We start from the raw sequence: 26273 nt of genomic DNA on the forward strand, positions 1-26273 counted from the left end.
GCGCCCGGTGGCCGATCGGTACGATCCCAACTCCGTCGCCAACCTCGACAAGTTCGACAACGCGGGCGACCCGTCGACCGACACCTGGGCCACCCTGGTCACCCACATCACCGGCTATCCGGTGCCGGACCGCAACACCATCTTCGACTCCCTGCGCTCCGAGCACGGCGGCAAGCTCTTCCGGATGGACATCAAGGAGCGCAGCCTCAGCCTGCTCGTCAAGGACTCCGGTTTCCTGACGAACAAGGGTGAGGACTACGACATCTGGTTCTTCGACAGCGGCAAGAAGCGGTCCATCATGCAGGCCCGGATCGTCTTCGAGGGCCGGGTCAAGGCGGGCGAGGAGATCATCTTCGCGGGCCCGGGCTCGGACAACGTCCATGACGCGCAGGTCCGTGAGGGCAACGAGTTCACGGACTACAACAAGGACAAGATGAGCACCATCCCGCTCGCCCGGTACATGAACGGGCCGCGGGCGGCACTCCTCGCCCTGCTGGGCGGCAACACCACGGACGCCCGGTTCAGCAACCTGGGCGTGCCCGGGGCCGACGTGGTGGACCTGAACTCCTTCAACACCACAGGGGAGTCCTTCGACTTCGCGGCCAAGTTCTTCAAGGACCACGCGGTGGTGCTGAAGGACTGGGAGGACCGTTTCGGCCGGGACGACGCCAGCTGGAAGGGCGAGGCCGCGGAGGTCTTCCGCAGCCTGCTGAAGAAGATCCGGGAGAACTACGACAGCTACGTCGAGACCTTCAACTCCAGCCCCGGCGCCGGTGAGGGAACCGGCACCGGCGGCACGGTGTACTCGCGCGCCCTGTCGCTGGGCCGCAAGTACCTGGAGGACGCGGCGAACAAGCTGCTGGAGGCGTGGCTGGCCTGGGCCAAGTCGCCCTACTACGACCCGCACCAGGTGCTGCGTTACGTCCTGGACGAACTCGCCCAGTGGGTCGACGCCAACAACGTCGCCAAGACGGACATCAAGTCGTACACCTCCCGCTACACCACGACCGTCAGCCACAGCCCGCAGGCCGGCTTCACCCAGGTGCATCCGGAGTTCGGCGATCTCACCGACATCGCCAACTGGGCGAAGGTCGGCGACAAGGCCGTCAAGATCTGGAGCCAGGGTGTCAACGAGTACCTGGGCAAGCCGGCCGCCGAGGTGCAGTCGAACCTGAACAACCACTTCCTCGACCTGGGCGACGACTTCTCCGACAACGTGCCCAAGCCGAAGTCGACCAGCACCGCCTCGGAGGAGTACGAGGAGCGCAAGGCCGAGGAGCAGCAGGAGGAGATCAACCGGCAGAACGAGGAGAACCGCAGGTACCAGGAGGAGCTGCGGGAGGAACAGAACCGGCAGCGCGAAGAGGACAAGAAGTACCAGGACGAGCTCCGCGAAGAGCAGAACCGGCAGCGCGAGGAGGACAAGAAGTACCAGGACGAGCTGCGCGAGGAACAGAACCGGCAGCGCGAGGAGGACAAGAAGTACCAGGACGAGCTGCGCGAAGAGCAGGACCGGCAGCGGGATGAGGACAAGAAGTACCAGGACGAACTCCGCGAGGAACAGCGGCGTGAGCAGGAAGAGGCCAAGCGCGAGGCCGAGGAGCAGACCAAGGCCATGCAGGAGAGCCTCGGCGGCCTCAACGATCCCAACGCGGTCACCGAGCAGAACCTCGGCAACCTCGACAGCCTGCTGAACCCGACCACGGTCACGGAGAGCCTGGGCGACCTCGGCGACGTGAACAACCCCGGCGGCGAAGAGCAGTTCCTCACGAGCGGCCCGCCCCCCACGACCACGAACCTGGGCAGCCTCGGGAACCTGAACAACGGGCCGGGCGGCACGAACAACTCCGCCAACGACGCGATCACCCAGAACCTGGGCAACCTCGGTGGCCTGAACACCGGCGGCGGCTCACTGAGGACCCCGACCGGCGGCAGCTCCCAGCTCGACGGCGGCAAGCTCACCACCGACTTCCCGGACGGCAGCAGCACCTCCTTCGACCCGGACAGCGGCGTCCTCACCACCACCCACCCGGACGGCAGCGTCACCACGCAGAACCTGGGCGACGGCACCCGGGTGACCAACCCGGACGGCTCGGTCACGTCCCTCGGCGACGACGGCAAGCTCACCACCACGTTCCCCGACGGCACCGTCCAGAGCGTCGATCCCGCGACGGGCCAGGTCAGCACCACCGACCCCGACGGCACCACGACCACCCAGAACCTCGGCAACCTGGGTGACCTCAACGCCCAGAGCAACACCTCGGACCTGGACGACCTCGGCGACATCAACTCCGACCTGCCCACCCAGTCCGTGGGCGACCTCGGCGACCTCGGGAACCTCAACAGCGACCGGTCCGGCCTGGAGACCCCCACCGGGGGCAACACCCAGCTCTCCGGCGACGACATCGCCACCGACTTCCCCGACGGCAGCAGCATCAGCTTCGACCCCGACAGCGGCCTGCTGACCAGCACCAACCCGGACGGCTCCACCACGACCACCGACCTCACCCACGGTGCCTCCGTGACCAACCCGGACGGCTCCGTCACCCGCCTCGACAACGGCCAGTTGACCACCGAGTTCCCCGACGGCAGCACCCAGGTCATCGACCCCGACACCGGCATCGCCACCGTCACCGACCCGCAGGGCAGGACCGAGACGGTCGACCTGCACGACCTCAACTCGTCCGGCAACGCGGACATTTCGAACACCCTCGACGGCCTCGGCGATCTGGAGAGCATCGGCGACCTCGGCGGCGGTGGCGGCGACGGCACCACCAGCCAGGACCTGTCGCTGGGCGACCTGGGTCTCGGTGGCGGCGCGACCGCCGGGGCCTCCGGCGGAGGCCTCACCGGGGACGCTTCCCTCTCCACGGACGGCTCCGGCGGACTCGGTGCCGAGCCCCTCTCGGACGGTACGGCCGACAGCGCGGGCAGCCCGCTCGCTCCCGCGGCCACCGCCGGGACCCCGGGCGCGCCCGGCATGCCCGGCAGCCCCGGCATGCCGATGGGCGGCATGGGCGCGGGCGGCATGGGTGCCGGCGGCGACAAGGGGAACGGCGAGCGGGTGCGCGCGGTCCTGGTCGACGCGGCGGAGGAGAGCGAGCGGCGCAACCGCCGGCGGCGCAGCCCGTGGAACCGTCAGGAGGACGACGACACCTTCCTCGCCCCGGCCTCCCGGGTGGCCACCACCGGCGGCGACTCCCCCGAGGAGGAGACGGAGCCGGGCCGCCGGGTCACCAGCTCCGCCGACTACCTGGAGGAGGACGCGGACGTATGGGGCACCGAAGAGGGCGGCACCCCGGCCGTCATCGGGCGGTGAGGGCCGTACGGCTTCCGCGCGAGCGTCGTCGCGCGGAGACGTATCCCACCCGGCCCCCGGCTTCCGCGACGGACGTCCCACCAGGCAAGATCAGCAGGGCAGTTGAAGGACCGGCGAGCGGGACCCGGTGCGCGGACCGGAACACGGACGCACGGAGAGACCGACCGAGAAGGCAGGAGCGGGCGTGACGGAACCGCTGGAGAAGCGCCTCGAGAAGGCGATGGCCGAACTCCAGGCCGCCCAGGAGGCGGTCGCGCGCACCGAGCGCGAGCTGCGGCAGGCGTCGTTCGCGGTGCTTTCCTCCGACCGTGCCGTCCGCGCCACCGTCGGTCCGCAGGGCGAGCTGTCGGGAATCGAGTTCCTGGAGAACAAGTACCGCGACATGTCTCCCCAGGAGCTGGCCGCCAGCGTCCTGGAAGCGGCGAACGCGGCCCGCCTGAAGATGAACCGCCATGTGATGAAGGCGATGGCGCCCTTCACCGAGCCCAGCAGCAACGTGCCGGAGCTCAAGGGCTTCGAGCTGGACTGGGAGCGGATCTTCGGCCCCGAGGTGCTGCGCGACGACGACGAGGACAAGGCGCGCGACGGACAGGCCGCCCCCGCGTGGCGGGACGCGCTCGGCGAGGACGGAGAGGACTGACCATGGGACAGCGGTACTACGTCGACCCGAACCGCATCGAGGCCCTGGCCAGGCAGCTGGAGGAGATCGGCACCCTGGCGTCGAGCATCACCGAGGAGTTCCTGGACGACCTCGCGCCCACGATCAGCTGGCCCGGCACGGAAGGCGAGTTCGCAGAGAAGGCCAGGCCGCAGGAGCAGAAGGAGCGCCAGACCACCAAGGAGACCATGATGTCCATCCGCGACGCGGTGGTGGGCATCACCGACGCCACGGTCAGCCAGGTGCGCATGATGAAGGACACCCGCGACCGCAACATCGAGGGCGTGGAACAGGCCAACAGCCGCCTGGAGACCAACGGATTGAACGGCGACGGCCCGGGCGGGCATGGCCGTCGCTGACCTCCGCTCCGCCGGCCGCTCCCGCACCACGCCGGGAGCGGCCGCTCCTTCCCGCCCGCACGGCCCCCAGGACGGCCCCCGTTGAGCATCAAGGCATCGCCCGAGGTCAACGCGATGATCTTCATCCTCACCGGGGAGAAGCTCATCGACGCCGACGAGGACCTCGCCTACGACAGTCGCCGGCCCTACTCCGGACTGGGCCGCAAGCTGGACAAAATGTCGGCGCTGATCGACAAGTCGATCCACGACATCGCCGAGGTGATGCCGGACGACCTGTCCAAGTCGTACGCCAAGGCGATGGGCATGCTCATCGACGACGGCGGCAAGAACTACCTGCGCGACTTCGCCGAGCAGCTCGACAAGATCGCCGAGGGCCGGCGCAAGACCTCCATGGACATCATGGAGTCCAAGTGGCAGGTCATCGCCGAGGTCATCCGGCTGCTCATCGAGATCGCCATCTATCTGGCGATGTCCTTCTTCACCGGCGGCGCCTCGGCCAGCCAGATCATGATGGCCAAGCTGCGCAGCCGCTTCCTGATCCTCACCACGCTCACCCACCTGCTCCAGCGGCTGCACCTGGCGCCCTCGCTGACCGAGGCGTTCGCCGAGGCGTTCACCACCTTCGCGGTGCGGCTCGCGATGATGAACTTCGCGCCGGACGGCCGCCGTCCCGACGGCTTCGACTGGAACGACATCCTGAAGTCCGCCGCGTTCGGCGCCGCAGCCGGCTTCCTCACCAGCATCTTCGACGACATCGCCAAGAAGATCGTCAAGAGCTACGACAACAACTTCCTGAAGAACGGGCCGGACCTCGACTTCAAGCCCAACCCCAATTGGAAGAACACCCCGACCCCCGAGTTCAAGAACAACGGCCCCAACCCGAAGCCGGACCCCGACCCCGGCCCCACCCCCAACGACCGGCCCGGCCCGGACGCGAACGGCCCCAGCCTCACGAACAAACCGCCGCGCACCTTCCGGGACGGCCCGCTCTCCTTCCGGAACAACCCCGACCTGTGGCGCAACAACCAGATCCTGCGCAACAACGCCGACCGGCCGGGCGCGCTGGCCGGGCACTACGGGCTGAAGGGAACGGCCGACTTCCTCGCCGCCGGCGCAGGCGAGTCGCTCGCGGAGATCCTGATCAAGGGAGCCTTCGACGGCGACTGGTCCACCAGCTGGTCCACCTTCGTCGGCGCGGGCATCAGCAGCCAGGTCGAGGCCACGCTCACCGACACCGCCCTGAACAGCGGTGCCGAACTGCGCCACGTCATCGACAAGTTGCGCAACCAGCCACCGACCGTCTCCGGGGACACCGGCGACACGAGCGACTCCGACACGCGGGACTCCGCCGACTCCTCGCGCACGGGGGACGGCGACGGCGCCGACCGCACGGGAGGTCCCTCGACCACCGATCTGACCGGCGACACCGGCTCCCCGCAGCCCCAAGCCGCTCAGAGCCCGCCGCCGTACACGACGCAGGACCCGCCGCCGTACACCACCCAGGACCCGCCGTCGTACACCACCCAGGACCCGCCGCCGTACTCGCCCGGTCCGCTGCCCGCGACCGCGGTGGAGAACGACCTGTGGCAGCAGTTCCACAACGGACCCGCCGAGGTCCGCGAGCAGGCCCTGCGCGACATCGCCGCCCTGCGGGGCAGCCAGCCGCCCGGCACCACCGAGACGGACGTCCGCGGCAGTCTGCACGGCAACCTGTCGCAGCATCCCGAGATCCGGGTGGTGCCCGCGGGAAACAGCCCCGCGGTCCAGGTCGACGCGGACAACGTCCGTCGCGCGCTCGACAGCTTCGGCACGCCGATCACGGTGGACGCCCCGGCCACCGGTACGACTGCTGCGCCGGGCCATGTGGACGGTGGCGGTCCCGTCCCGTCGAACGGCTCCCAGACCACGCCCGGCACGGGCACCGGTGCCCGTCCGGGTGGCGTGCCCGGCACGGGAGGCAACCCGGCGTCCCCCGCCGCCCAGCCTCAGGGCACCCGTACGCAGGACGTCACGGGGCCGGAGGGCACCACGTCCGTGGAGACGCCCTCTTCGCAGGAGATCCCCTCTGCGGAGGAGACCCCTTCTGCGGAGGAGATCCTCTCTTCGGAGGAGCGCCCCGAGCCGCCTGCGCCTCAGTCTTCGGAGATACTCAACTCGTCTGACAGCAACGGCACTTCGGGCACCACCGACACTTCGGGTACCCCTGAAACCCCGGACACCACCCGCACTACGGGCTCCGCCGAGAACGACGTCACCCCTGCCGCCGACCTCAGCACCGCACCGCCCAAGGTGACCACGACCGGCTCGTACGCCGACACCGCCGCCACGACCACCGCCACCACCGCCACCGCCGACCCGGGCGACACATCCCTGGCTCCGCCGCTCACGATCGTCGTCTCCGAGCTGCCGCCGCCGGGGGAGGGCTCGCAGGAGGCGGTCGAGCTGCTCGACGGGGCCGGGACCGACCGGGCCGTCGTGCTGGGGCCGGCGGTCACGTCCGACGGGACGGGGCGCCCGGTCCGCGCCGCCGTCGAGCTGACCCGCGAGGCGCCCGGCGCACCGGTCCGGGTCCGCCCGCTCACCGGCCCCCCGGCCGACGCGACGCCGGACGACAGCACCCCCAGCACGGTCACCACCGAGCACGCCTTCCCCGGCGCGGACGTGCTGCTGCCCCTCGCCGACGCGCTCGGTCCCGCACCCCGCCCGGCCACCCTGAGCACCGCCACGACCGCCGCAGAACCGGCGATCACCATCCCCGCCCCGCCGCCCCAGAAGGTGCTCACCGAGACCGCGACCCCCGTACACAGCAACGGAATCGACACCGATTCCACCGTTACCCCACCCCCCGCCCCGGCCAAGCTCGCCACCCTGTCCGGCCCGTGGACCGAGCCGGCCACCGACCTGTACCTGGAGTCGGGCCAAGGCAACGGAACCGGCGGACACACTCCCGGCCTCGGCGGCGGCGGTCGCGGTCCTGGTGCCGACGGCACCCCGCCTCCCACCCCGCCGCCCAGCCCGACGCCCCCACCCCCACCGCCGGGTCGGATCATCGTGCGGCGCGCGGGCACCGAGACCACCACCGCGGAAGACGGCAGCGACCCCGCCGTCACCACCCTCGACGGCCACACCGTGCCGCTCGCGCAGTTGCGGCGCCTGGTGCCCGCCGCCGCCGTGAAGCCCCGGCCGGGGCGGGCCGTGCGGACGCTGACCATCTCGCAGAGCCCCGCCGAGGACGGTACGGCGCACGCCGCGGGCCGCAGCGCGCTGCTCGGCCAGGACACCTTCCGCGGTGTGCGCACCAGTTCCGGTCCCGCCGCCGACGGCACCTCCGTCCCGCCGCCGCCCCGAACCGTGTTCACCGGCCCCCCGGCCCCGCTGCCCGGGTCCGGCACCGAGCGCGGCGCCGACTACTTCGCCGGGCACGGCACCCCTCGTACGGTCACGCTCGGCACCGACGACGCGGCGCGCCCCACCGTGAGGGTCAGCGGGGTGCAGCTCGGCGAGGTGCTCAAGTCCTGGGCGCAGGACGGCGATCAGGACCGGCCGCTGGTGCTGTTCTCCTGCGAGACCGGGCGGCAGCCGGAGGTGGCGGGCCTCCCGGTGGCCCAGCACGTGGCGAACCGCACCGGACGGCCCGTGTACGCCCCGACCACCGAGGTCGGCACGGCCCGGGACCGGGAGGGCGACGTCCGCGCGGTACTCACCGAGGGCCCGGACGGTCCCGGCCGCTGGCGGCTGTTCACCCCGGAGCCCGGCGGCACCGACCTGGACCAGCTGGCACGCGACGCCGGCCTGCACACCGGCCCGGAACCGGCCGACGCGTTCGCCCGGGCGCGCACCCTCCAGCAGATCCGCACCCTGCGGGACGCCCTCGGCCCGGACGCCGAACAGCGACCGGAGAACCGGGAGTTGCTGGCCGGACTCGCCTACGTGGACGGACTGCGCTGGCTCAGCCCGGACACCGCGGCCCGCTACGGCGACGGCCGGATGACCCCCGACCTGCTGCGCCGGATGGTCACCGACTGGTCCGGCGCCACGACCGACCCGGCGACCGGCCCCAGCAGCGAGCAGTACGGCCAATTCCTGCGTGCCGCAGCGGAGTTGCGGTCGACGGCCGGACCCGGCACCACGCTCGACGCCCTGCTGCCCCCGCCGCCGCCCGCCCTTCCGCCGAGCACCCTGGTCTCGCCGGACGACGTACGCGGACTCGCCTACGCGCCGTCCGCGCAGATCACCTGGTCCCTCTCCGACACCCCGCTGCCCCTGTCCGAGCTGGGCCTGAGCGCCGAGGACACCGCCGAACTCGCTCGCCGCAGACCCGATCTGGCGCCCGCGCCGAGCCGCCCGGAGAGCCTCGCCGAAGACCTGACCCTGTTCAGCAAGGGCGCCACGACCGCCGACCCGGCGGACATCGTGCGGGCGGACGGCCGGAACTTCAGGCGGCTCGACACACCCGGCGGCGGCAACTGCCTCTTCCGGGCGCTGCTCGACAGCGCACGCAGCCAGGACGTACCGCCGGCGTGGGCCGCGCGCAACGTCGCCGGGCTGCGCGGCCTGCTGCGCGACCGGATCACCGGGTCCGAACTGGCCGCCGCGGCGGCCGAGGCCACCCCGGACCCGGTGCTCGCCGTGGTCGACGATCTGCGCATGACCGCCCTCGCCGGGGTGCGGGACCCCGACGCGCAGAGCAGGATCACCCAGCGCTGGAACGGCATCGCGCAGGCCGTCGTCACCGACGGCGACCCCCGCCGGTGGCGGCGTATCCTCCGCGACAGCGGCTACCCGCACCTCGCCGACGTGGCACCCACCCCCGCCGACGCGCGCCGGCTCGGCACCGAGGGGCTCATCGCCACCGCCGCCGAACTCCCCGGCCTGTGGGCCTCTCCCTTCGCCGATCTGATCCCACAGGCGCTGGCGCACACCCTCGACCTCGACCTGCGCCTCGTCCAGCCCGACCCGCAGTCACCGGCGAACACCCTCGTCACCCCCCTCCACCCGGGCGGCCGGGGCGGCACCCTGCACCTGGCCTACAACGGCAGCGACCACTACGACGCCCTCGTCCCGGCCGCGGCCCCGCTCACCGCCGTACCGGACCCCGGATCCGTCACCCCGGACCCGGCGACCGAGAAGCCGGACGGCTCCGACCCCTTCGGCGAGTGGCTGCGCGGCATGGGCGGGATCACCGACCTCGACCGCCCGGACCCCGAGAGCCCCGACCAGGGCGACCCGGTACCGCTGGAGACCCAGCTCGAACGCTACCGCCCGGCCCGTCTGCTGACCGGCCAGGACGCCCCGCCGCCAGGCCCGGCACCGCGCAGCGTCACCTTCGACGACGGCAGCCGGCTGCCCACCGTGCTCATCAGCCCGGACTCCGACCCGGACGACGGCAGCACGCCACCCCGCACCGACGGCACCCCACGAAGCGGCCTCCTCACCGGCCCCGGCGTCCTCACCCTGCGCTCACCCGAGCAAGTGGCCGAGGAGATCCTCGGGAAGCTGCCGAAGAAGCTGCGCGGACAGTTCGACGAGGCGGAACTGCTGCGCCTGCTGACCGACCAGCCCGGCGCGTTCACCGCCCCGCGCGGCGCACGCTTCGTGGGCCGCGAGAAGTCGGGTGTCGGCCACGAGATGACCGTCGAGGCCATCCCGTACCACCGCTGGGAACGCTTCTCCGACGTGAACGGCGGCACCACCCGGCTGGACACCATGCGGCGTGGCCAGGCGGGCACCGGCGGCGGTCGCAGCGTCGGCTATGGGCGCCGGATCGCCGCCGCCCTGAGCATGGGCCCGCCGCTCAACTGGCTGCTGAAGATCGGCGTTTCGCTCGGCTGGACCCGCCGTACCGACTACTCCCTCGGCACCCAGGCGTACCACCAGACCGAGCACCGCGCCCACGAGGGCTCGCACCTGCACCTGGACGACGTCCACTACCGGGTGCGCGTGGAGCGCGTCACCGAGGCGCCGAAGAGCGACAACACGGTGGTACCGGGCCCCCGTTGGCAGCGCGGCGCGGTGCACACGGCCCAGTTCGCCATGCGGGACGGGCTGAGCTGGCGACTGCCCGACGACCTCACCGTGCCGTTCACCGGGCCCCGGCGGGCACCGGAGACGCTCACCTTCCCGGACGGGATCGAGCCGCGGATCGCCGACACCACCGGGCTGCATCTGCCGGACCCGCCGGAGGACGTGGCGCTCGCCATCTCCGGTGCCCGGCCCGGCAGTTCGGCACACCGCACGCTGGTCTCGTACGTCCGTCCAGGACGGCTGCTCGCGCTGTTCGGGCGGTTCACCGGGCCGGTCAGCGGACCCGAGCTGACCCGGGGGAGCGGTCAGCACCCGCTCGGGCACCTCGTCGTCGAACGGTCGATCCCGCACCGGGCCACCCTGGTCACCGAGTCGGTCAAGGCCGAACTGCGCGACCTCACCCAGACCACGTACCAGAACGAACGCGGCCACGTCCGCGACACCCGTTTCGGCGTCCAGGTCACCGCCGGCCCCAACTACACCCTCGTCGGCCCGGAGACCGACGTACGTCTCCAGGGCGGCCCCCTGGTCCGCGCGGACCTCAGCGCCGGGCGTGGCCACTACCTCGGCACCGACGCGGCCCGCAAGACCACCGGCCGCGTCCGCAACCACCCCGTCGCCCTCTACCGGGTGGAGCGCACCCTGATGGTGCGCAAGGCCGGCGAGCCCTCGTCCGCGGCCCGCCCGGTCAGGGTGGTCAGCCTGGACTGGATCTCCACCCAGGACGCGCGCCGGCTCGCCGGCTGGGACAGCCGTACACCCGGACAGGCGGGACCGAACCCGGACGCCGAACCGCCGGTGCCGTGGTACCTCACCCGGGAGGACCCGACGCACCTCAGCGGCCAGGTCCGTGCCGAGGGCTTCCGCCCCGACCGCCCCCCGCAGAACCCCGTACCGCAGCAGCAGCCGAACCAGGACGGGCAACCCGCCCCCCAGGACCCGCTGCGTGCCTTCGCGGACACCGTGCTCGACACCCTGCACCGGTCGTACCCGTCGCTGTTCGTCCCGCCGCTGATGCTGCGGCACCCGCGGCTGGCCCGGTTCTGGTACGGCGACGGACGGATGCGGACCGCGCTGCACAACGACCGTCAGGTGCGCGAGGCGCTCAACCGGCCCAGCCTGGCGCAGAGCCTGGACGACCTGACCACCACCGGGGTGCCGGTCACCCTCACCGAGGACGGCAAGGTCCGCCGCGGCCACCACACACTGATCCTCCGGGCGAAGCTCAGCGACCGGCGGTTCGAGACCACCCTGAGCGAACGTTCGCTGCGCAACGCGGTGATCGGCACCGAGGTCTCCGGGCAGGGGCAGCAGGCGTCCGCCACCCTCTCCGGCGGTGTCGAGCTGGGCATCTCGCCCCGCGACCACGACAAGGTGCCCGAGGCCGGGCTGCCGCGCCAGACCGGCAACGTGTCCCTGGGCGCCCGCTACGCCAGGACCGACCAGAAGGCCACCCGCAGTACGGTCGCGGTCAACCACGACCACCTGATGTTCCAGAACGGCGCCGACCTCTACAGCTACCAGGTGGAGCTGGGCGCCACGTTCGAGGGTCACCGCCGCCCGCGCGGCTGGGCCCGACTCGCCTCGGTCGGCCTCCTCGGCGCCGGCGTCTTCGTCAGCAAGGTCGAGGAGCGCCCGCTGTTCGGCCGGGGCGGCGAGACCGTCGGCCGCGTCGAACTGGCCGTGCCGGCTGCGCACGGCTCCGACCGGCATGCCCCCGCCGACCCGCCACCCACCGGACCGGCCCCGGCGCCCGCCCCCGTCCCGCAGCGGCTCTCCGCCACCGAGGCCGACCAACTCCTCGACGGCACCCGCCCGTTGCCGAGAACCGACTCGGCGGCCCAGCGGCTCGTCCGGCAGTTGCTGCGCGCCCCGCACGTCGTGCTCAGCACGGAAGGCGGGCAGCTGCGCCAGCAGCTGATGCAGGACACCGCCGACCGCGCCTCGGGCACCTCCTGGCACGTCAGCGCACCCGGCGCCCCGGTGCGCGGCGCACTGCGCCGGGCGATGGCGAACCTCCACGTGGCCGGCCAACTCGGGCAGTACCTGGGCCCGTTCGGCTCCCGCATCACCGGGCTCAACGGCGCCGGACCGTTCCAGACCCACTACCTCAAGGGCGCGATCCGCGGCGAACTCGACAACCTACGGGTCAAGAGCGACCCCAAGCCGGCCAGCCTCGAAGCCACCATCGGCAACGAGCACCGGGTCGCGGGCAGCGCGAGCACCGTCTCGCGCACCACCCTCGGTGTCCAGGGCGCCGACATGCCGCTGCAACAGGCCCCCGGCGGGCCCGCGGTGGTCGGCTCCTACTCGGCCGCCCTCCAGTACGCCTGGGGCAAGGGCCGCAGTGCCGCGCACACCCTCACCCGGGGACGCAACACCACCCTCACCTACGCCGGGCGGATGTACCTGGTGGTCGCCGACGCCGCCGAGACCGTCGCCGTACGGGACCGCTGGACGGCCGCGATGGGCGCGCTGGGCACCCGTGCCGGGGCGCGGATCAGCTCCGCCGCCGGGCGGCTGTCCGAGCGCCTCGGCCGCGGTCTCGCCCCGCGCCGGGCCGCCGCCGCCCTCCATCGCGTCTGGGACGCGGTGATGTTCCACCTGCCGATGCAGGACGTCATCGAGGCCGGGCTCGCCCCGGACGGCCTGGGCACCACCACCCCGCGCAACCTCGGCGGCGGCTACCGGGTGCCCCCCTTCCTGCGCGGCCGCCGCTTCCCCACCCACCCCAGCGGCCGGCTCGACGCCGGTCACGCCGCCCAGCAGCTGATGGGGCGACTGGAGAAGATCGGAGTGCCCTCGCACGACCGGGAACAGGTCCTCCAGCGGCTCTCCCCGGACTTCCTCCGCGCCCACCTCCACGAGCTGACGACCGACGGGATGACCCTGCCCGTCCGCTACCGCACCTGGCGCAGCCCGAGCCGGCTGCCGGTGGGCGGCAGCCCCGGGCAGGTCCGGTTCAAGCTGACCCCGGTCACCACCACCGTGCAACGGCTGCGCACCGGCTTCGAGTTGGAGGACTACCGCACCACCGCCCGCGACGCCTCCGACGCCTCCTCCCAGGACCGCGGCGCCGACGTGACGCTCGCGACCGGCCAGCGCGCCGCCGAGAGCGGCGTCCTGCTCGCCAACCCCTCGCTCCAGGGCACCGCCGCCAAGCAGCGGTCGAGCACCCGGACCGAGACCGACGGCAGCACCTCGATGCCGAACATCGCCACCACCCAGGCGCACGCCGAGATCGTCACCAGCTACGTCCTGACCGTCACGATGACGGACGCGACCGGCGAGGCGCTCTCCCCCCGCGCCGTCGCGTCGGTCGGCACCCTCAACGAGATCGTCCCGGCCGGCCTGCTCACCCCCGCCGGCGACGGCGACGACGGCGCGCTCACCGAGCAGGACGTACCCGAACCGGAGCGCGCGGTACGCATGCTGACGGCTAATCAGGCACGCCCGTCCGGCATCGCCGCCTGGCGCGCCGGCGACGACGGCACCGGAACCCCCGACCCGGACGTCCTGGACCTCGACGACCGCATCGGCTCCGGCATCCTCGCCGTCGACATCCGCGGCGCGGCCAACGTGCAGGACGCCCTGACCCTCGCCACCGCCCGCGCCGACGGCCTCGGCGACAGCGACCTCGGCAAACGGCACACCGGCAAGAGCCTCGCCGAACGCGTCCGGATGGCCCGCCTCACCCCGCTCACCGGCCTCGGCACCGCCCCCGCGCAGGCCCAGCAGGAGGCGACCGCACAGGTCGGCCTGACCGCCGGCTTCCGCGAGGCGCTCGGCCCGAACGGCTCACCGCTGCCCGCGCAGGCCTCCGCCCGTCTCTTCGGCCAGTCCCACACCGCCGACTCCCGCCTCTACGCGAGGATGCACCGCCGCGGCGCCCGGCTGCTCGCCGTCGAGAGCAAGCCGCGCATGGAGGCCATGCAGCGGTCGAAGACCTCCGACGCGATGGAGGCCGGCATCACCGACAACGTCGAGGGCGTGATCGGCACCTCACCCCTCGCGGGCAACAGCAACGCGGGCGTCACCAACCCGGGCGCCTCGGTCCCGATCGGCGGCGCGAACGACGGCACCGCCCTCAAGGGCACCGCGGACACCACCCTCGGCACCCACCTCAAGGTCGTCACCGACCGCAGCATGCTCTTCGCCCTGCCGGTGAGCTGGCTGTCGGTCGCCGAGGTCGACCACCGCGTCACCGACAGCCGCCCGCTGCACGCGCTCGGCAAGGCCAAGCGCGGCCCGCGCGCCGCCGAGGCCGAGACCACCGCCCTGGTCTGGCTGCGCGAGGACATCGCCCGCGACTACGGCCTCCTCGACGACACGACCTTCCCCGACGAAGTCGGCACGGCCTGGGACGACATGGCCAAGGCGGCGGCCGACCTCGCGGCGGCGGAGAAGAACTACTACGACGCCCGGGCCCGGGCCCGTGAGACGTGGCTGGACCTGAGCGCGGAGGAACAGGCCGCGCTCGGCGACGACCAGCCCGACCGGCCGACCGTGCTGCCGCGGGCCCTGGCCGAGTCCCCGGCCGTCGCCGCCTGGCAGGCCGCCCGCGAAGAGGCCCGCCACTGGGAGCGGCACACCGACGCCGCCGCCGCGGACCACCACCGGCTGCACCTCGCGGCCGCCCGGCTCACCGCCCACCACCAGGGCCGGGCCACGGTCCCGGTGGCGGACCCGGCACAGCCGTACACCGAGCCGGACTGGCGCTCGCAGGCGCCCGAGCCGTACCGGATCACCGACGCCGGCGACTCCGCCCCGCGCACCCTCACCTCGCCGGACGGCACCACCGTGCGCGAGGTGCACGACATGCCGCACGACGGCGCCTCGTTCTTCCACGCGCTCATTGCCGTCGCCCAGGACCGCGGCCGGCTGCCCCACCTCCTCGGCACCGACCTCGCGGCCCGGTTCACGGCCGCCCCCGGCGACCCGGCGGTCACCGCGCGGGCAGTACGGGCCGCCCGCAACCGCCTCGCCTGGGAGCTGGGTGAGGACCGGAATCAGGACCTGCTCGACACCCTCGCCCTCGACACCGCGGACACCTTCACACAGGACGAACTCGACTTCGCCGGCGTGCGGTTGACGCCCGCGCAGCAGGCTGAGTTCGACGCGCTGGGCCGGCTTCCGCAGACGCTCTGGCCCACCCCTGAGCAGCGCGTGGCACTTGCCACGGCCGCCATGCTCCGCCCCTTCTCCGGTGAGCCGCTCCCGTCCGGCCCCGCGCGACCGGACGGCGACCCCGCCCCGCCCGAGCGCCGCGCCGGCGACCACGGCGGCGCCGACCTGCTGCCCGCCCTCGCCGCCCGCGTGCTCGGCACCCCGGTCACCGTCGTCACCGGTGAGGGCCGCGAGCAGAGCTTCCTCCCGCACGGCACCGACCCGGCCGCGGTCGACCCGGCCCGCGACCCGGTCCTCTTCGCCGCCGACGGCTTCTTCCACGCCGCCCTGCCGCCCGGCACACCGCCGCCCGTCACCACCCCGCTGCCGACTCCGACGACCACGGCCGACACGGGTACCGACACCACGACTTCGGACACCGGCCCCGCGCCCGCGCACCGCAGCCACACCACCCCGCCCTGGCACCCGCCCACCGAGAGCTCCGGCCCGCGCTACCGACTCGCCCGCGACGGCGTCCTCACCGCACCGGACGGGGCCACCTACCGCCAGGGCACCCCCACCGGCCGCGGCAACGGATTCTTCGGCGCGCTCTCCACGGCCCTGAACCACGCCGCCGCACAGCCCGGCCTGGACCGCCACGAGGCCGCACGACTACGCCTGCGCGCCGGGTCGCCGCCCGCCCAACTGATGCGCCTGAACGGTCTGCCCGGCACCCCGGCCGAGCGCGACTCGCTCTTCACACCGCCGCCCCTCACCCGGCGCCCGGACGCGCCCCCGCCGAGCCAGGACGCCCGCGACGGCCACCTGCGCCGCCACCTCGCCGAGGCCCCCTGGGGCCCCGGCGCCGACCGGGCGGTGGCCGAGTGGGCCGCCGCAGCGACCGGCACCACCCTCACCCTGGTCGAGGAGAACGGCACCGCCCACACCTACCCCGGTCCGTCCGGCGAGGCCGGCCCGCACCTCCGGCTGCGTCGGCGCGGCGGCGACTTCGTCCCCCTGCTCCCGCGCACCCCCGCACCCGAGCAGCCGCAACAGGACCCTGCCGCCGTACCGCTGCCCCCGTCGCCCGTGCCCACGACCGGTGGCTCACCGGTGGAGGAAGAGGAGGCGTACGGGCTGAGCACACTGTCCGGAGCCGGGGAGGCGGGGGACCAGGGCACGGACTCGGACGTCGAGATGGACCTCGACTCCGGTTCCGACAGCGAGCAGGCGGCCGTCCGGACCAGCCCGGAGAACGCGTTCGCGGTCGAGTTCGCCGACCTGCTGGACGAGCCCGAGTTGCGGGCCGACGCCCTGCTGGACGTGGTGCGACGGCGTAACGCGGGACTCGGCGGGTTCCCGGACGTGGCGTTCGACAGCGCGTTCACCGAGCACACCGGGATCGGCCTGCCGGAGGCCCTCGACCAGGTGGAGCAGGCCGGCAGGCTGACCACCGAGGAGTACGAGGCGCTCCGCGAGGCACTCGGCCTCGGCACCGGCGGCCCGTTCACCCAGACACGGCCGACCGGCACCTCCCCACGGGACCGCGAGGTGACCCTGCGGATGCTGGACCGGGTGGCCCGCCTGGTGAAGGAGGTGCTGCGCAAGCCCGACCGCCAGGCCGACGCCCAGGTCACCCCGCACATCGCCGTCGGACTCCTGCCGGACGGCTCACTCGGCATCGCCGGCAACACCGGCGCGAAGGCGCTCACGCCGCAAGAGGCCGAGCAGGTGCGGGACGAGCTGCGGTGGTTCGTCACCGGGCAGGAGCCCGGCGGCACACGGCGTCAGCGGGAACTGGAGAAGTGGTCCCGGGACGAGGAGTCGCACCGCCAGGGGTCGGCGCGGCTGGAGGAGCGGCAACGCGACCTGGACCGGCGTGCCGAGGAACAGGCAGAGCTGCGACAGCACCTCCAGGAGCAGTACGACTCCGGTGTCTGGGACGACGAGCGGCAGGAGCAGTGGGACACCCTGGAGAGCGACGAGGCAACGGTCCACCAGGAACGGCAGACCCTCAACGCGGACCGGCGGCAGTGGGGGCGCGACGAGCGCTGGCTGGCACGTCGGCGGCCCGGCATCGCGCGGGAGACACAGGACCGTACGAAGCTGCGCGCCCTGGCCACCGGCTGGTACCGGCTCTACCACCCCGACTCACCCGAACTCGACCTCGTCAAGCAGGCGTTGGCCAACCCGCGCATCCTCAACGTGGCCGGAGGGGACGGCACCCCGGCGGCCGGATCGTACGGCTCCGAGCACGGCGAGCTGACCCTGCTCGGGCACTGGGTCGAGCACTGGGAGAACAACCCCGGTGACCCGAACGCCCCGCAGACACTGCACGTGGGCGGGTTCAAGATGGCCTGCGCCTCCTGCGACCTCGCCTACCAGGCGGTCAACCAGCACATCGGAAGCCGCCTGGGCCACCGGGTGCAGGCGTCCGGCACCCACGGAATGTTCTTCCCCGGCTGGCGCATGCCGCAGTGGATGCGGCAACGGCCGCAGCTCATGGAGCACATCAGGGACAACGCGGAGAACATCGGCGCCTACCTGGACCAGGGTGGGGTGCTCCAGGGCGACCGGACCGAGAACGCGAACGAGCAGTACCCCGCCGGGTCCTCGTCGGAGTACGAGTCCGGCGAGGACGAGATGGACATGGACACGGACGCGGTGGGACCGCGGCTGCCGCAGACGTCCGCGCCCACACGGTCCGATCCCACGGCCACCCCTGCGGTCCCGCGAGGCCCGCGCGACAGGCGCCCCCGGTTCGTCGTGCGCTCCGGCTTCGACGCACGCCGCTTCTCGTACGAGGGCGAACCGGTCACCGACCTCACGGTACGGCTCGCCATCCGCGGCCCGCAGGACCGGACGGCACACGTGCGCCGCCAACTCGAAGCAGGCGTCGCAGACCTGCTGAACAACCCCGGCCATCGCCTCCCCAACGGCGACCGCCTGCACGTCACCGTCGAGCACGTCGACCCCTCCGACTCCCCGCACCTGACCGTGGATCTCGCGGGCCGGGACCGGGTGATGGACCAGACGACCTGGTGGGCGGACGCCGACCCGGCCCACCTCGTCCACGAGTTCACCCACCAGCTGGGCCTGCGTGACGAGTACCGGGACGCCGACTCCCCGCACCGCCCGCACATCCCGGGCAGCCTCCTCGGCGCCCTCGACGAACCGCCCGAGGACGCCTCTCTCGCCGCCGCCGGTCTGCGCGGCCGGCACCTGGCCCTGCTCGGCGCTCACATCGGAGACGTGACGCCCCAGCCGGCGCAGCACGAGCAGAGCTGGGACGAGGCCCGTACGAGCGCCACACCGGTGCCGCGTCGTTCCGTCTGGGTGGACCCGGTGTCCCTGCCCGGGTCGCGGTCCGCCGAGAACGGGTCCGACGTCCCGGCCCGGATGCCGCAGGACGCGACCATCACCCCCTTCAAGTCGGGCAACTTCGAGTTCACCAACCTGAAGCACACGAACGAGAAGTACCGCGACAAGGCCGTACGCATCATCGACCTGCTGCGCAAGCACGACACGATCCGCGACTACATCGGCAACCGCCCCTGCCGCATCACCCTCCATCTGCGCACCACGGAGACCCCGGCCGATGTGACGGACCACGGCGACGCCGGCGTCGAGATCAACCTGGCCAGCTACTACTTCGAGAAGTACGACATCGGGTACGTCATGGGGATGCTGGCCCACGAGATCGGCCTGCACCCCCTCGCCTCCCGGAACACGAACATCCCCGACGAAGAGGCCATGTTCGAGGGCGTGCCATTGGCCGTTCCGGGCCTCACGGACCTGAAGACGCCGCGCACCATGAGCACCGAGGGCGCCGGCCAGGCCGACCACATCATGGCCGCGTTCCCCAGCAGTACGCGGCACGGCATCTACCGCGACATCGTGGTGAAGATGGCGGCGGTGCTGGCCGAGGACGCGCGGACGGGGGAGGAGGGCGCCAAGGCCAGGGACGTCACGGATCTGATCGACACCTACCTGATGGACCTGGCGACGATCGCGGTCACCGGCGACCGACGCAAGGAAGCGGCCTGGGAACCGCGTTACACGGCGAAGGTCTACAACGCGTACAAGGAGATGTTCGTCGCGCAGCTGCCCCAGGACAGCCCCGTCCGTGCGCTGCTGCCGGCCGACAAGAGCTGGTACAACGTCACCGGCAACTTCCTCGGCCTGGGCAGCAGCTTCACCTTCAACAACCAGGGCGACAGCATCCAGACCGGCACCGACACCGACGAGGCCCGCCCCCGGCTGCCCGAGACCGGCACCCCCACACCGCCTCGGCCGGACGCCACGCCGAAGCCACCCCGCTCGCGCGACAACCGCCCCCGCTACGTGGTGCGTTCGGGCTTCGACGCCCGCCGGTTCTCCTACGACGGCGAGTCCGTCACCGACCTCACCGTCCGTGTCGCGCTGCGCGGCACCGACACCCAGGCGACCCAGGTGTACGACCGACTCACCGCGGGCGTACACGAGTTCCTGAACAACCCCGGCCACCGCCTGCCCAACGGTGACCGCCTGCACGTCACCGTCGAACTGGTCCAGCCCACGGACTCCCCGCACCTGACCGTCGACCTGGCGGGCCGGGACCGGGTGATGGACCAGACGACCTGGTGGGCGGACGCCGACCCGGTCCACCTCGTCCACGAGCTCTCTCATCAGCTGGGTCTGCGTGACGAGTACCGGGACGCCGACTCCCCGCACCGCCCGCACATCCCGGGCAGCCTGCTGGGCGCGCTCGACGAGCGGCCCGAGGACGCCTCGCTCGCCGCCGCCGGTCTGCGTGGCCGGCACCTGGCCCTGCTCGGCGCCCTGATCGGGGAGGTGGCACCACAGCCCCGGCACGACGAGCAGACCTGGGACGCCGCCCGTTCGAGCGCCACTTCGGTGCCGCGTCGTTCCGTCTGGGTGGACCCGGTGTCCCTGCCCGGGTCGCGGTCCGCCGAGAAGGGGGCCGATGTCCCGGCCCGGATGCCGCAGGACGCGACGCTCACGCCCTTCAAGTCGGGCAACTTCGAGTTCACCAACCTGAAGCACACCAACGAGAAGTACCGCGACAAGGCCGTACGCATCATCGAGCTGCTCGGGGAACACCCGACGATCCGCGACTACATCGGCGACCGCACCTGCCGTATCACCCTGCACCTGCGCACCACCGAAACCCCGGCCGACGTACGCGACCTGGGCGACGACGGGGTGCAGATCAACCTGGCGAGCTACTACTTCGAGAAGTACGACATCGGCTACATCATGGGCATGCTGGCCCATGAGATCGGCCTGCATCCGCTGGCCTCCCGGAACCCGAACATCCCTGACGAGGAAGCGATGTTCCAGGGCATTCCGCTGCCGGTGCCGGGGTTGGCCGACCTGAAGACGCCGCGCACCATGAACACCGACAGCGCGGGCCAGGCCGACCACATCATGGCCGCGTTCCCCAGCAGCACCCGGCACGGGATCTACCGGGACATCGTCCTGAAGATGGCCGACATGCTGGCGCGGGCCGCGCGAGCCGGCGTGGAGGGAGCCAAGGCCAAGGACGTCACCGACCTCATCGACTGCTACCTCATGGACGTGGCGTCCATCGCGATCACCAGCGACTACCGCATGAACGCCGCCAAGGAGCCCGGCAACACCGCCAAGGTCTACAACGCCTACAAGGCCCTGCTCGCCCAGCACATGGCCGAGGACAGCCCCGCCCGCCCCCTGCTCCCGGCCGACAAGGGGCTGTTCGGCGTCGTGCGGGACTTCGCCCAGCTCGCCACGAGCCTCGCGACCAACAACCGCGGCGACAGCATCCAGCAGCCCATCCCGACGGACGAGGCCCACCCCCGACTCCCGCAACGGAGCGGGACGGCCTCGCCGCACACCGCGGACGTCACACCACAGGCGCGCGGCCCGCGTGACCATCGCCCCCGCTTCGTGGTGCGGGCCGGCTTCGACACACGGCGGTTCTCGTACGAGGGCGAGCCGGTCACCGACCTCACGGTACGGCTCGCCGTACGAGGGCCGCAGGACCAGGCGGCCCAGGTGCGCGACCGGCTGGCGGCAGGGGTGCGTGAGTTCCTGAACAGCCCGGCGTACCGACTGCCGAACGGCGACCGCCTGCATGTCACCGTCGAGCACGTCGACGCCGCCGACTCCCCGCACCTGACCGTGGATCTGGCGGACCGGGACCGGGTGATGGACCAGAACACGTGGTGGGCGGATGCCGACCCGGTCCACCTCGTCCACGAGCTCTCTCATCAGCTGGGTCTGCGTGACGAGTACCGGGACGCCGACTCGCCGCACCGCCCGCACATCCCGGGCAGCCTGCTGGGCGCGCTCGACGAGCAGCCCGAGGACGTCTCCCTCGCCGCAGGCGGTCTGCGTGGCCGGCACCTGGCCCTGCTCGGCGCCCTCATCGGGGACGTGACCGCGGCCCCTGAACAGGCCACCGACCAGAGCTGGGACGCGGCCCGTACCGCTGCCGCACCGGTCCCGCACGAGTCGGTGTGGGTGGACCCGGTGTCCCTGCCCAGGCCGAACGACGGCACAGCGGCCGGCGAAGTCCCGCCCCTCATGCCGCAGGACGCGAACACCGCGCCCTCCGAACCTGCCACCCCGTACGTGCCGTTCTCCTCGGGGAACTTCGAGTTCACCAACCTCAAGCACACGAGCGAGAAGTACCGCGACAAGGCCGTACGCATCATCGACCTGCTGCGCAGGCACGACACGATCCGCGCCTACATCGACGGCCGTCCGTGCCGCATCACGCTCCGCGTGCGCACCACCGAGACCCCCGCGGACGTGATCGACCGTGGCGAGGACGGCGTGGACATCAACCTGGCCAGCTACTACTTCGAGAAGTACGAGATCGGGTACGTCATGGGCATGCTGGCCCACGAGATCGGCCTGCATCCGCTCGCCTCCCGGAACCCGAACATCCCCGACGAGGAAGTCATGTTCGAGGGCGTGCCGCTCGCCGTGCCGGGCCTGACGGACCTCAGGACGCCGCGCACCATGAGCACCGAGGGCGCCGGCCAGGCCGACCACATCATGGCGGCGTTCCCCAGCAGCACCCGGCACGGGATCTACCGCGACATCGTCGTGAGGATGGCCGAGATCCTGGCCGAGGACGCGACGAACGGGGAGGAGAACGCCAAGGCCAAGGACGTCACCGACCTCATCGACTGCTACCTGATGGACCTCGCGTCGATCGCGGTCACCAACGACCACCGGATGAACGCGGCGACCGAGCCCGGCTACACGGCGAAGGTCTACAACGCGTACAAGGAGGCGTTCCTCACCCGGTTGGCCGCGGACGCCTCCTTCCGGACCCTGCTGCCGTCGGACAAGAGCATGTTCGGCGTGATCAACGACTTCCGGCGCATCGGCACCAACATCGCCCTCAACAACCGCGGCGACAGCATCCAGCAGGCCGACGCGACCTGAGGCCACCGCCGGCTCGGCGGCCGTCTTGCCGTATCGGCAAAATTCCGTGCCGGCCCGCACGGCGCGTGGCGAGACTGGGCGTGCAGCGACACCAGGAGCCCCGAGGCGGCGGCCCGCGCCGCCCCTGACGAGGAAGGGAGCCCACGATGCCCGGCACCACCCGCCGCACCCGCCGCCGCGACACCCCACCGCCCCGGACCGGAGGCGGCGAGATCGAGGTCCTTCGCGGATTCCTGGACTACCTCCGCACATCGATGGCCGCGAAGGTCGACGGCGCACCGGAACCCCAGGTGCGCACGGCCGCCGTGCCGTCGGGCACGAACCTGCTCGGCCTGCTCAACCACCTGACGTCCGTCGAGCGCTCGATGTTCCTCGGGGAAGCGGTCACCGACTGGAACGCGACGTTCCGAGCCGCACCGTCGGACAGCGTGGCCGATGTCGTGGCCCGCTACCGGGACGCGGTCGAGCGCGCGAACGAGGTGCTCGACGGATGCACCGATCCCGCCGCGCCGGTCCCACGAGCGCGCGCGGGCCGCCCCGCCCCCAGCACCCGTTGGGCCCTCACCCACATGATCGAGGAGACCGGCCGGCACGCGGGCCACGCGGACATCCTCCGGGAGCTGATCGACGGCTCGACCGGCCGCTGACCCGCCTTCTCCACGCCGGATCAGAACCCGTCGATCACCGTGCTCGCGTGCAGCACCTCGGGCGTCCCGGCGAAGAACGGCATCATCGCGCTGGAGAACGTCGTGAACGCGTCGGTCTTCACGAACACCTCGGTGTGGTGCTCCAGCGACTCCCACAGGACCCACAACAGGACGACGCCCTCCTGGTCGACGGCTCGAAGCAGCTTCACGTCCAGACAGCCCTCGGCCTCCTCCAGAAGTGGCAGATGCGCCCGGACTACGGCTGCGAACGCGTCCTGATCGCCCTCGGCGACCGGTATCCGCACAACTTCCCAAACGGCCATGTCCTTTGTCTCCTCAGTCGGTTCCCTTGCCCTGCTCGCGACCAAGCTAGGACCTCACGCCCATGTCAGGGGCAAGTGTGTTGCGCACACCTCGAGATCGGTGAGGCGCAAAAGGGCTGAAACGCGATCAACCAGTCCTGCATCACTGGATACTGGTGCCTTGTCGCGACGTGGTGGTCAAGGGAGCGGTCTGTGAACTCTGCTGGGAAGACGGGCGGTTGGAACGTGGACGGCCGACGGGGCGGGCGGCACGCCGTGGTCGTCGGCGGGAGCCTCGCCGGGATGCTCGCGGCGCACGTGCTAGCCGGGCACGCCGACCGGGTGACCGTCGTGGAGCGCGACCGGTTCCCGGACGGGGCGAAGCCCAGGGCCGGGGTACCGCAGGGCCGGCATCCCCATGTGCTCCTGGAGGGCGGTCAGGTGGCCCTCGAGTCACTGCTGCCGGGCTTCCTGGCGGAGCTGGCGGCGGCGGGGGCGCCTCGGGTGGGCATGCCGTCGGACATGGTGCTGTGGCAGAACGGACGTTGGTACCGCAGGGTGCCGGCGTCGACGTACATCTACACTGGCTCCCGCGCCCAGTTGGAGGAGCTCGTGCGGCGGCGAGTTCTCGCCAACCCCGTGATCAGCACGGTGGAGGGGGCCGAGGCCGTCGGGCTTGTCGGTGACGCCTCGCGGGTGCGCGGCGTGCTGCTGCGGGACCGCTCCGCCGAAGCCCGCGGGGAGCAGCGGACCGTCGATGCCGACCTGGTCGTCGACGCCTCCGGCAGCGGCACCAAGGCCCCGCAGTGGCTCACCGGGATCGGGGCCGAGGCCCCGCACGAGGAGACCATCGACACCGGGCTCGCCTACGCCTCGCGCGTCTACCGCGGCAGGAGCGGTGTCCTCGACGGCGACACCACCGGGTACTACGTCTATCCGAACCCCGACCAGGTGCACGCCGGCGGGGCGCTGCCGCTGGAGGACGGCAGCCATCTGGTCATCGTCTCGGGACTGCGTGGCGACGAACCGCCCCAGGGTGACGACGAGTTCGAGACCTACGCCAAGAGGCTGCCGCATCCGCTTCTGCACCGGTGGCTGGACGAGGCCGAACCCGTCTCCTCGGCGTTCGGCTACCGGCGGACCGCCAATGTCCGTCGCCGCTACGACCTCGGCGGCGCCGGCCCGGCCGGATTCCTCGCCGTCGGTGACGCCCTGTGCACCTTCAACCCGATCTACGGGCAGGGGATGGCCGTCGCCGCGATGAACGCCGTCGCCCTGCGCGACGCGCTCGTCGACACCCGCCGCACGCCCACCACGCGGCGCGTCCAGCGGGCACTGCTCGCGGCGTCCCGGCAGGCGTGGGACATCTCCGCCGGGGCGGACCGCAAGATGCCGGGAGCGATCGGCAACGCGGTCGACGGCGGGCCCGCGGACCGCGTCGCCGACTGGTACCTGGCACGTGTCCAGGAGTGCTCGACCGGCGATCCGGTCGTCGGGCGCGCCTTCCGTGCCGTACTGACCCTCGCCGCGCCCGTCTCCGCCCTGTTCGCCCCGCCCGTGGCCCGGTCCGTCCTCTTCCGTCCGCCCGCGCCGACGCCCGTCGACCCACCGGAGACACAGGAGGAGCCGGAGGACTGGGCGAGGCAGCGCCTCGACGGTGCCGCCGGTGGGGCCCGGGTGCGCTGACGCGAGGCGTCAGATGGCCGCGCGGACGGCCCGCTCGAAGCCCACGACGTGCCGGCGGGCGAGCTCCGCCGCCCGATCCGGATCACCGGCGACGATCGCTTCGATCAGCGGGCCGTGCTCCTCGACATGGCCGGCCATGTCGGACAGCCGCTCGATGAACAGGCACCAGATCCGGGTGGCCAGGTTGTCGTACCGGACGAGGGTGTCGTCCAGATACGGGTTGTGCGTGGCGGCGTAGATGGCGCGGTGCACCTGAAGATCCAGGTGCAAAAGCTCGACCGGCTCGGGCCGGCGGGCGCCCGCGCGCGCCAGCTCCTGCCGCAGTGCCGTCAGCGCGGCCCGGTCGGCCGCCGTCGCGCGCCGCGCGGCCTGGGCGGCGGCCAGCGGTTCCAGTTCCAGGCGCACCTCGGAGATATGGGCCAGGTCGGTGATGTTGACGTCGGTGGCGAAGGTGCCGCGCCGGGGATACGTCGTGATCAGGCGCTCGTACTGGAGCCGCTTGAGCGCCTCGCGCACCGGGGTCCGGCCCACACCGAGGGACTGTGCCAGCTGCTCCTCGTTGATCGGGGCGCCCGGACGGATCTCCAGCAGCACGAGCCGGTCACGGATGGCGCGGTAGGCGCGCTCGGCGAGGGACAGCTCCTCGCCGTCCGGCTGGGTCGCCGCCTGCTGCATAAGGCCCCCTTGCTGCATAAGGCCCCCTTGACCTGTCCCGTGGGCTCCCATACCTTA

At 72.3% G+C, this 26273-nt stretch carries 8 protein-coding genes; 6 read left to right on the forward strand and 2 right to left on the reverse strand.

Annotated elements, in window-relative coordinates:
* Positions 1–7 precede the first annotated feature (7 nt).
* From ACIQWG_RS03000 to ACIQWG_RS03020, 5 genes are all read left to right on the forward strand, one after another.
* Positions 8–3319: an AAWKG family protein gene (locus tag ACIQWG_RS03000; RefSeq protein WP_404089550.1), complete on the forward strand. Its 3312-nt coding sequence runs from the start codon at positions 8–10 to the stop codon at positions 3317–3319.
* 184 nt (positions 3320–3503) lie between these two features.
* Positions 3504–3959 carry a YbaB/EbfC family nucleoid-associated protein gene (locus ACIQWG_RS03005; protein ID WP_404089552.1) on the forward strand — a complete coding sequence of 152 codons (456 nt, stop codon included), beginning with the start codon at positions 3504–3506 and terminating at the stop codon, positions 3957–3959.
* A gap of 2 nt (positions 3960–3961) precedes the next feature.
* Positions 3962–4336: a hypothetical protein gene (locus tag ACIQWG_RS03010; protein WP_404089554.1), complete on the forward strand. Its 375-nt coding sequence runs from the start codon at positions 3962–3964 to the stop codon at positions 4334–4336.
* 114 nt (positions 4337–4450) lie between these two features.
* Positions 4451–22906, forward strand: a complete 18456-nt coding sequence (locus tag ACIQWG_RS03015) for a hypothetical protein (protein WP_404090777.1) — start codon at positions 4451–4453, stop codon at positions 22904–22906.
* A 146-nt stretch (positions 22907–23052) separates the two neighbouring features.
* Positions 23053–23553: a DinB family protein gene (locus ACIQWG_RS03020; RefSeq protein WP_404089555.1), complete on the forward strand. Its 501-nt coding sequence runs from the start codon at positions 23053–23055 to the stop codon at positions 23551–23553.
* Between the two features lie 20 nt (positions 23554–23573).
* On the opposite strand, the gene ACIQWG_RS03025 is transcribed toward ACIQWG_RS03020, so the two are convergent.
* Positions 23574–23876, reverse strand: a complete 303-nt coding sequence (locus ACIQWG_RS03025; protein ID WP_404089557.1) for an antibiotic biosynthesis monooxygenase family protein — start codon at positions 23874–23876, stop codon at positions 23574–23576.
* A gap of 255 nt (positions 23877–24131) precedes the next feature.
* Between ACIQWG_RS03025 and ACIQWG_RS03030 the strand changes: the two genes are divergently transcribed.
* Positions 24132–25541, forward strand: coding sequence for an FAD-dependent oxidoreductase (locus tag ACIQWG_RS03030; RefSeq protein WP_404090780.1), 1410 nt, complete (start codon positions 24132–24134; stop codon positions 25539–25541).
* 9 nt (positions 25542–25550) lie between these two features.
* On the opposite strand, the gene ACIQWG_RS03035 is transcribed toward ACIQWG_RS03030, so the two are convergent.
* The gene (locus tag ACIQWG_RS03035) at positions 25551–26216 is read right to left on the reverse strand and encodes a GntR family transcriptional regulator (protein WP_404089559.1); all 666 of its coding nucleotides are present in this window, start codon (positions 26214–26216) and stop codon (positions 25551–25553) included.
* Positions 26217–26273: the final 57 nt, after the last annotated feature.

The organism is Streptomyces sp. NPDC098781, assembly GCF_044759995.1.
Taxonomy (GTDB): Bacteria; Actinomycetota; Actinomycetes; order Streptomycetales; family Streptomycetaceae; genus Streptomyces.

Bases quoted from the DNA above. Each gene is read 5' to 3' on its own strand.
- ACIQWG_RS03010 (WP_404089554.1), top strand. From the start codon at position 3,962: ATGGGACAGCGGTACTACGTCGACCCGAACCGCATCGAGGCCCTGGCC.
- ACIQWG_RS03015 (WP_404090777.1), top strand. From the start codon at position 4,451: ATGATCTTCATCCTCACCGGGGAGAAGCTCATCGACGCCGACGAGGAC.
- ACIQWG_RS03020 (WP_404089555.1), top strand. From the start codon at position 23,053: ATGCCCGGCACCACCCGCCGCACCCGCCGCCGCGACACCCCACCGCCC.
- ACIQWG_RS03025 (WP_404089557.1), bottom strand. From the start codon at position 23,876: ATGGCCGTTTGGGAAGTTGTGCGGATACCGGTCGCCGAGGGCGATCAG.
- ACIQWG_RS03035 (WP_404089559.1), bottom strand. From the start codon at position 26,216: ATGCAGCAGGCGGCGACCCAGCCGGACGGCGAGGAGCTGTCCCTCGCC.